Genomic DNA, 1,991 nt, shown 5'->3' on the forward strand with positions numbered 1-1,991 from the left:
GGGGGGGCCCGGGGCCCCCCCGCGGGCGGGGGCCCCCCACCCACGGGGGGGGGGCCGGGCCCCGGCGAGGGGGGGGGGGCCCGGGGGGGCCGGAGGCCGAGAGCGGCGGGGCGTCAGTCCTTGAGGGCGTCCTTGATCTTCTCCTTCGCCTGACGGGCGTCTCCCTTCACCTGCTCGGCGCGCCCCTCCGCGGTCATCCGCTCGTTGCCGACCGCCCGGCCCGCCGTTTCCTTGAGCTTGCCCTTGGCCTGTTCCGTCTTGGCCTTGGCCTTCTGTTCACCAGACATGGGTTTCTCCACTGTGGGGGAACTCGGACGTACCTGCGTCTGACCCGGATCGGTCCGCCCAAACGTCCGCGGCCCGCTTTTCGCGCCCCTGTTCCCCGTCGCCGGTGCCCGGACCGGCCGTGCGGATGCCGGAGTACGCGGGATGCAGCAGTCTGGACGCCACCGGGCGACGGGAGGACGGCGCATGCCTGGCAACCGCGAGTGGCGCGACCGCATGAAGGCTGCGCGGGCAGCCTTGGGCGAGCGCCGGGCGCGGGCCGTGGCCCGCCGGGACGCGGCGTACGCGTCCGACGCGGACGAGGAGACGGCCCCGCAGGCGCAGCGGCCGCCGGCCCCGCGGGCACCCGATCCGGCGGGCGCGTTGCCCTGGGGCGTCCGTGTCGCCGCCGAGGCGGGCTGGCGGTTCCTGGTGCTCGCCGCCGCGCTGTGGGTGCTGATGCAGGTGATCAGCGCGGTCCGGCTGGTCTTCCTGGCCTTCGCGGTGGCGCTGCTGGCCACCGCCCTGCTCCAGCCGACCGTGGCCCGTCTGAACCGGCGCGGGCTGTCCCGCGGCCCGGCCACCGCCGTGACGGCGATCGGCGGGTTCCTCGTCCTCGGGCTGGCCGGATGGTTCGTCGTCTGGCAGGTCATGGACAACCTCGGGGAGGTCACCGGCCGTGTCGAGGACGGCGTCGACCAGCTCGAACGCTGGCTGGTCCACAGTCCGCTCCATGTGACGCAGCAGCAGATCGACGACGTCACCAGGAAACTCGGCGAATCGCTCGGCACCAGTGCGGACGAGTTCACCTCCAAGGGACTCAAAGGGGTGACCGTCCTGGTGGAGGTCGTCACCGGGCTGCTGCTGGCGGTCTTCTCCACGCTCTTCCTGCTGTACGACGGCCGGCGCATCTGGCGGTGGTCGCTCCACCTGGTGCCGGCCGCGGCCCGCCCGGCGGTGGCCGGAGCCGGGCCGCGCGCCTGGCGCACCCTGACCGCCTACGTACGGGGCACGATGCTCATCGCCCTGATCGACGCCGTCTTCATCGGGCTCGGCATCTCTCTCCTCGGTGTGCCGCTCGCCGTGCCCATCAGCGTGGTGATCTTCGTGTGCGCCTTCGTCCCGCTGGTCGGCGCCGTGGTGTCCGGAGCGCTCGCGGTGGTCGTCGCCCTCGTCACCGAGGGGGTGTTCACCGCTCTGATGGCCCTGCTGGTGGTGCTGGCGGTCCAGCAGATCGAGGGCCACGTGCTGCAGCCGTTCATCCTCGGCCGGGCCGTGCGGGTGCATCCGCTGGCCGTCGTCCTCGCCGTCGCGACCGGCGGCATCGTCGCGGGCATCGGCGGAGCGGTCGTCGCCGTGCCGCTCGTCGCGGTGGCCAACACGGTGTTCGGCCACCTCCGTGCCCAGGCCGCGAGCCGTGAGCCGCCACCGGACGGTGCCGCGCAGACGCAGGACGAGCAGATGCAGGACGAGCAGCACCCGTAAGGGGGAGAAGCGCGCCGCCGGCCGGAGCGTACGGACCGGGACCGCCGCGGGAGTGCGAAGTTGCCCGGGGCGGCCGGTCCGCACGGCTGCCGCGTCCCGTCCCCGGATGCACGAGGAGCCGGCCATGGCCATGCGATCGGCGTTCCCGCCCCCGGCCGGCGGTTTGGGGCGCAGGTCCCTGCTCCTGGGCACGGCCGCCTGGTGCACGACCGCGGCGGCAGGCTGCTCGCCGGGTGCGGGCG

At 74.4% G+C, this 1,991-nt stretch carries 2 protein-coding genes; one reads left to right on the top strand and one right to left on the bottom strand.

Translation table 11 applies throughout. From position 1 onward, the window contains the following. Positions 1–113: 113 nt before the first annotated feature. Positions 114–287, bottom strand: coding sequence for a CsbD family protein (locus tag ACFXA3_RS27450; RefSeq protein ID WP_385191063.1), 174 nt, complete (start codon positions 285–287; stop codon positions 114–116). A gap of 184 nt (positions 288–471) precedes the next feature. On the opposite strand from ACFXA3_RS27450, the gene ACFXA3_RS27455 reads away from it, so the two are divergent. Then, a complete protein-coding gene (locus ACFXA3_RS27455; protein WP_385191065.1) occupies positions 472–1,749 on the top strand; it encodes an AI-2E family transporter in 1,278 nt (425 codons plus the stop codon). Positions 1,750–1,991: the final 242 nt, after the last annotated feature.

Origin of the sequence: Streptomyces sp. NPDC059456 (assembly GCF_042750055.1) — a bacterium.
Classification (GTDB): domain Bacteria; phylum Actinomycetota; class Actinomycetes; order Streptomycetales; family Streptomycetaceae; genus Streptomyces.

Excerpts from the sequence above, each read along its gene's own strand:
- ACFXA3_RS27450 (WP_385191063.1), bottom strand. The coding sequence starts at position 287 with ATGTCTGGTGAACAGAAGGCCAAGGCCAAGACGGAACAGGCCAAGGGC.
- ACFXA3_RS27455 (WP_385191065.1), top strand. The coding sequence starts at position 472 with ATGCCTGGCAACCGCGAGTGGCGCGACCGCATGAAGGCTGCGCGGGCA.